At 46.1% G+C, this 6,518-nt stretch carries 7 protein-coding genes and 1 pseudogene; all 8 read left to right on the top strand.

Annotated elements, in window-relative coordinates:
* Positions 1-2,701: hemagglutinin repeat-containing protein (locus K341_RS12845; RefSeq protein WP_026762771.1), on the top strand; the 2,701-nt coding region annotated here is incomplete at its 5' end.
* Positions 2,702-2,714: 13 nt separating this feature from the next.
* Positions 2,715-3,140 (top strand): hypothetical protein, encoded by a 426-nt coding sequence (locus tag K341_RS0110520; protein WP_026762770.1) that lies wholly within the window; start codon positions 2,715-2,717, stop codon positions 3,138-3,140.
* A 69-nt stretch (positions 3,141-3,209) separates the two neighbouring features.
* Positions 3,210-4,337, top strand: a complete 1,128-nt coding sequence (locus tag K341_RS12960) for a hemagglutinin repeat-containing protein (RefSeq protein WP_026762769.1) — start codon at positions 3,210-3,212, stop codon at positions 4,335-4,337.
* Between the two features lie 20 nt (positions 4,338-4,357).
* Positions 4,358-4,501 carry a hypothetical protein gene (locus K341_RS12955; RefSeq protein WP_248676914.1) on the top strand — a complete coding sequence of 48 codons (144 nt, stop codon included), beginning with the start codon at positions 4,358-4,360 and terminating at the stop codon, positions 4,499-4,501.
* 45 nt (positions 4,502-4,546) lie between these two features.
* Positions 4,547-4,915: a hypothetical protein gene (locus tag K341_RS12750; RefSeq protein WP_162141752.1), complete on the top strand. Its 369-nt coding sequence runs from the start codon at positions 4,547-4,549 to the stop codon at positions 4,913-4,915.
* A gap of 10 nt (positions 4,916-4,925) precedes the next feature.
* Complete coding sequence (locus K341_RS11965) at positions 4,926-5,765, top strand: hypothetical protein (protein ID WP_051217836.1); 840 nt, start codon at positions 4,926-4,928, stop codon at positions 5,763-5,765.
* Positions 5,766-5,768: 3 nt separating this feature from the next.
* Complete coding sequence (locus K341_RS0110495) at positions 5,769-6,230, top strand: hypothetical protein (protein WP_026762768.1); 462 nt, start codon at positions 5,769-5,771, stop codon at positions 6,228-6,230.
* A 63-nt stretch (positions 6,231-6,293) separates the two neighbouring features.
* Positions 6,294-6,518 (top strand): annotated as a pseudogene (locus K341_RS12745) (hypothetical protein); the annotation flags it as partial.

Raw genomic sequence — 6,518 nt, 5'->3', positions numbered from 1 at the left:
AAATGACATCTCCATGACAGGAGGAACCCTCCAAGGAAAGAACGTCACGCTGGAGGCGAAGAAAAATATCGACCTGCACGCCGCAGAGAATACCATACATACCGTGACCAAAGAACGCTCGAGCTCCGCAGGGATCAGCGTCACCTATAGCTTTGGGACAGGAACAATCACCGACGTCGGGATTCACGCCGACCGTGCAAAGAGCGACGGCGTCGGAGACCGTACGACCTATACCCCTGCCATCATACAAGCACAAGAAAAACTCTCCATGACCTCGGGCGCAGATACCAACATCATCGGCTCGCAGGCATCTGGCAAAAAGGTCAATATGAAGGTCGGCGGCAATCTCAACATTGAGAGCCTGCAGGAAAAAGACGACTACAGAGAGAAGAACTCCTCGTCGGGCTTCAACATCAGCGCATCCATGAGCGGCGGGATCAACACCAACGATCCCGACATTGGCGCCTCCTACAGCAAAGGGAAGATCCACTCCAACTGGAAGAGCATCACCGGGCAGGCAGGCATCTATGCAGGCGCAGACGGCTTCGATATTCATGTAAAGAAGAATACCGACCTCAAGGGCTCCGTTATTGCAAGCGAAGCGGCTTCCGATAAGAACACGCTCTCCACGGGAACCCTTACGTTCAGTGACCTAGAAAACACAGCATCATACAAAGTCAGCGATAAAGGCGTATCCTTCCATGCAGGCGGCAATGTAAAACCGGGAGACAAAGGACTCTTACCCGAAGTCCATATGCCTATCCATGGATCAGCATCAAGCGTAACAAAATCTGCCGTATCGCCGGGAACCATCGAAATACTCCGGCGGTCTACACAGAACTTGAACGGGCTTTCGCGTGATACAAAAACGGTGCAGAACCCCTTAGAGAAAATCTTCGATAAAGATAAAATCCTCGAACAGCAAGAAGCGGCAGAACTCTTTGGCGAACTGGCGAATCGAGCCATCGGTGATATTGCGGAGAGAATGCACTGGAAAGAAGGAGACCCTAGAAAAATCCTCTTGAAAGGTCTTACCGGCGGTGTCATGAGTAAAATTGCCGGAGGAAGCTTTGGCAAGGGCATGACTGCAGGCGCTGTCAATGAACTGCTCATAGCGAGACTGCTCTCATGGCAGGATGCCTATGGACATCCTATCATCCCCACGGAACTTCTGCAGGGGATCTCTTATGGCGCGGGAACGGCAATCGGCGGAACACAAGGCGCCGTCATTGCACAGAGCGGGACAAAAAACAATATATTCGAGCATTTTGAAACATACCTTGACGAACAAAAAACACAAGCTCTGCTAAAAGCCATAGAAGAATGTGGATCAGACGAAAATGCGATTTACAACAAAGTAGCTAAGAAATATATTAATGAAGTGCTTGCGCGGATCGGAAGAGAGCCGGAAGATGGCTATGAGTTTAAAGTTCTCGTTCGAACAGAAAATGGGAAAAAATATCTGGTAATTGCCGAAGTCATGAAATCACGTATCGGCGAACCCGGATATGAACATACAATAACAGGAGAAACGTACGTCCTACGAACGAATGGAGATATTGGTGAAGAACCGATCAACTGGGGTGCTCTTATTGATGATGATAACCAGCTGACACCTTTAAGATATAGAGGCCCCTTTGAAGGAATTTTTTCCAGTGGAATAGGATCGTTTTATCATGATATAAGGGATTTTACATCCATGGTGGTTCATCCGGGAGATACTTATGATCACCTAAAGGCAGCTGTTAACTTGTTAAGAAATGATCCTAATTTCTGGGACACGCTTCGTAAAAGCGCCAAAGATAGTATAGAAGAAGGTCTACGTATTTTACATGAAGGCGATTCTTATCAAGTTGGAAAATTGTTTGAAGGTATTGTTGGCGGAGGCGTATCGTATCTAATTCCCGGCGTAGGCTTTATAAAAGGAGCAAATAAAGTCAAACGTGCTTTAGATATAGCAAAGGATATTGAGGGCGTACAGAAGGCTGAAAAAGTTGTAAAAACTGCGGAATCTGCGGGTCAGAAAGCAGAAAAAACTCTAAATAAAGCAGGAGAAAAACCTGTATATACAGGGAACTACGGAGAGACGGCTGGAAAGCCTATCAAAGAAAAACCTGCTGGAGGAACAGATGAATCCCCTATATCATCCACAAAGGCAGGAGAGCAAACTGGAAAAGTCCTAGAAGACGCATCTGTCGGACGTAAAGCTGAAGAAAGTATCCAGCCAGAAAAGACAGGCGATCGTGTAGGGGAAAGTGTAAAAAAAGAACCTGTCGACGGAAAAGCCGAGAATCCTCCAAAATCTGAGAAGGTCGAAGAGTCTACGGGAGTGAAGGCAGACAAAACTGCTCAGACTGAAAAGACCGGAGGAAGCGTATCAAAAGAGGCATCATCGACCACAGGCGAGTTAAAAGGGAGCAAATCAGTTGACGATCTTTTGGAAGATGCAACGCTGGGGAGAAAAACTAAGGGGAAATCCACGCAATACATAAAGAAAGGAGGATATGAGAAAGCTAAAGAGGAGTTTGATGCTTTGGAGAAAGTGGAAGGGAGTGTAAAAGAAACTGATAAAGGCTTCACTGCTCAGTTACCTGATGGAAGAGACGTAAATGTAAGAAATCAAAGTAGGGAAGGAAGTCCCACTCTTGAAATATATAATCCGATAAATAAGAGACATATAAAAATACGATATGAGGAATGAGAGGAGAATATATATGTCGTATGTTCACTGGCATAAGTGGATTCCAATTCAAGGTATTCCTAATGAAACAATGTATGTGGATGAATTAACCGATGGCATTGGGGAAAAACGTTTAAGGATAAAGCTGTCAAATGATGCTGAAAGCTACTTTTTAGAAATAACGTTTGATGCTCCTGCTCTCTATATGTACTCAGACGAAGGAAAAAGACTAAGAACACTAACAAAATTAGAAGAAGAATATGGACGTGACTTTTATACAAAATGGACGTTATTCCAAGTAGAAAATTCGGAGATTTTGTCTTGGGTTTATAATGAGTCATGTCTAGGGGAAGCAAAGGATGTAATTGTATTCAAACATTATGTAATTGCAGGAATGGATGAATTTATTGATGTCATCTCTCAGTATGAACCTGAAGTAACCATGCATCGTAAAGAATGACCTCTGCCCGATACTCCTACAGAAAACACTGCCCGACCGTAGCTCTGGGAATAACGGAACAAAACTCTCGTGCCAGGCACCGACCTCTCCCTTCGTGCGCGCGAAACCGACGTCTCTATGACGGGAGGCGTATTCCGGGGGAACAACGTCAATCTTGAGTCCAAAAAGAATATTGACCTCCGTGCCGCGGAGAATACCACGCATACAGTGACCAAAGAACGCTCGAGCTCCGCAGGCGTCAGCGTCACCTACAGCTTCGCAGGAGGCATCACAGACGTTGGGATTCATGCCGACCGTGCAAAGAGCGACGGCATCGGAGAACGCACCACCTATACCCCCGCGCTTGTGGAGGCAAAAGAAAAACTCTCCATGACCTCGGGCGCGGATACCGACATCATCGGATCGCAGGCATCGGGCAAAAAGGTCGATATGAAGGTCGGCGGCAATCTCAACATCGAGAGCCTGCAGGAAAAAGACGACTACAGAGAAAAGAACTCCTCGTCGGGCATTCATATCAGCGCATCCGTAACCGGCGGGAAGATCAACGCCAAAGATCCCGACATCGGCGCCTCCTACAGCAAAGGGAAGATCGACTCCCGCTGGAAGAGCACCACAGGACAGGTAGGCATCTACGCAGGCGCAGATGGATTCCGTATTCATGTAGATAAGAACACCGACCTCAAGGGAGCCGTCATCGCAAGTGAGGCGTCTCCCGATAAGAATGCACTCACAACGGGAACGCTTACCTATGGGAACATAGAGAACAGCGCCTCCTACAGCGCAGGCAGCAGCGGCCTTTCCTACCGTAAATTCGCAAACGGCGCGTACGGCGCAGGAGAAGGCTACAACATGAAAGGGCTGACGCCCGTCCTTTCCGTTCCCGCGAGAGGCGATGCAGACAGCACAACCAAATCTGCCATTGCGCCGGGGAGTATTGACGTGCGCGAAAACCCGCATCAAGACCTCTCCGCACTCAATAGAGACACGAGCAACGCGCTGAATGAGCTCGGGAGAATCTTTGACAAAAAGAAAATCGAAGAACAGCAGAAACTGGCAAGTGTCTTTGGAGAAGAGGCGTTTAAACTCGCGCATAAACTTCCGAACGACGGCAAAGGAACGAAAATCCTTGTCCACGCGGCCATCGGCGGCATCATGAGCAGCATCACGGGCGCGGGCTTTACCTCGGGCGCTGTATAGGTGCGGGACTGAACGAAACCGTGATCAAGCAAATCGACAAGATTGCCAAGCATGACTCCGGCACGGCACAAATCGTCAGCGCCATCGTCGGTGCGGCAGCAGCCAGAGCAGTCGGCGGAACGGCGGGAGCGGGTGCGAGCACGGCGGCAAGTGGGACGAAGTGAAACTATTTTCTCATAGAGTACCCGGAGGCATTTGACTTTGATAAATTGGCGCAAAAAACGTTAAAAAGAAAAGATGGCAAAGAGCTTTCTGAAGATGAAGTCTTGAGACTGCTCCAAGGTGTATCTGATGTCTTTGCGGAACATGAACCAACCCTTTCAAACGCTTTGAATACTCAATCAGAAAGTGTAAAAAATTATAAGTATGCAGTTCTATATCTAATGAATCAAGGTATAACAGGGGAAAGCGCAAATGAATTCTTAAAGGGGTATAACAAATATCTCCGAGAGCAGATGGACTGGGAAGCACCTCATAATCCAATTGGAGAGTTTGATGCTAGCGGTAATTATGTATTTAAACGATCCTATAACCAATGGATTCAAGCATATCGACCACAGAAGTTTTTGGGGCATTGACTTCAAAACAATGGAGTTGATAGAGCCTCCTGTAAGTGATAAAGATAATGATGGGAGTAATGTAAATCCAAAGAGCACTTCCCCAAAAGAAAATACAGAATCCATTCATAACATTCTGGATGCCGCCGGCTTTATTCCCGGAATCGGAACGCCGGCAGGCTTGATAGACGCAGGCATATATACGTTTATCGATGGGGATTATACGTCTGGGTTTATTGCTGCCGCGACAAGTATCCCCGGTCTAAAACAGGTAAAAGGTGTAGCGGTCATAGTAAAGAGAACGATGCCGACGCTCACAAAAGCCGAAAAGATCGCAAAAGAAAGCGAGTTCCTGACATCGGCAGGAAAATTCAGCGAAAAGGAGTTGGAAGAAGGCTACCTGATCTATGTTGCCAGAAAGGAAAAACAGGGCGCTCCCCCGCGCGATCGTATCGATTGGAAAGAAGCACGCGACTATCTCCTAAACGACTCGCCTATGGCACGAGGGAACCGGTTTAATGACAAAGCAGAAACAAAAGCATGGTATCCGTATAACGAAGTGCATTTGGGAAATGAGAAACGGCTCGATTCCTATAACCCGGAGAAAGGAGAGATTGTATCGCGCAAAGCGACAGATCTGGAGATGATAGAGATGAAGACCTTTGAATCCTATCTGCGAGAATTGAAGAATAAATACCCGCCCGGCACAAAGATACGGTCGAACAAATATGACCAGATAGACGGACAAGAACTGCACGGTATACAGATCTTGGAGATTCCCGCATCCAATCGGAACTTTGAAAGGATTGATGAATATGTAGCGTTGGCAAGAGATAAATATGGTATTACAATCAGATTTCGGGAGGAATAAGTTATGGATCGACAAATGATAGAGGTATTGAATACTATTGATTTCGCGCAAAGATATAAAACCCTTTGTAATCAGTATCCTTTTGATTACTATAAGGAACGATTTATCAATTATAATAACAGCTGTGTTCTTGACATCCTTTTGAATATAGGATACCAAGTAAAATATTTAAAAAAAGAGAATTTTTTTCAGTCGAGAAAAACGCTAAGCATATATCAATTTAAATATAATATTAGCATAAGGTCTGGTGGTGTTGAATTAATATGGTATGTTAGGAAAAACAACAAATATTATGCTGGAGATAGTTTTTCAAATTTAGAATATGACTTGCTAGGATTAGAAAATAGACGTCCACTTCCAATCTTTCGTAATTATGAAGATCTCAAAGAGATTCTTATAATTTCGTACCAGTTATATGAGGACATGACGGCGGCTTTCTTGAAGGCGCAAGGAATATCCGATTGATACCGCTTCAATCCAAAAAACTTTTTTCTGTCCCGGTACGGCAGCGTACCGGGCAATATTGATGTGCGCGAAACCCCGGATCAAGACCACTCCACTCTGAGCAGAGATACAAGCAATGCCCTGAACGAACTCGGGAGAATCTTTGACAAGAAGAAAATAGAAGAACAGCAGGAACTTGCCGCTGTCTTCGGTGAAGAAGCATACCGTCTTGCCCATAACCTCAAGGACGACGGGAGCGGCAGAAAGATCCTTGTCCACGCGGCCATTGGCGGCATCATGAGCAGCATC

It is taken from the genome of Centipeda artemidis DSM 19719 (assembly GCF_000426665.1).
Lineage (GTDB): Bacteria > Bacillota > Negativicutes > Selenomonadales > Selenomonadaceae > Centipeda > Centipeda artemidis.
Note: the sequence above shows the minus strand (reverse complement) of the source record. Positions and strands in the feature narration are given on the sequence as shown.

Bases quoted from the DNA above. Each gene is read 5' to 3' on its own strand.
- K341_RS0110520 (WP_026762770.1), top strand. From the start codon at position 2,715: ATGTCGTATGTTCACTGGCATAAGTGGATTCCAATTCAAGGTATTCCT.
- K341_RS11965 (WP_051217836.1), top strand. From the start codon at position 4,926: ATGGAGTTGATAGAGCCTCCTGTAAGTGATAAAGATAATGATGGGAGT.
- K341_RS0110495 (WP_026762768.1), top strand. From the start codon at position 5,769: ATGGATCGACAAATGATAGAGGTATTGAATACTATTGATTTCGCGCAA.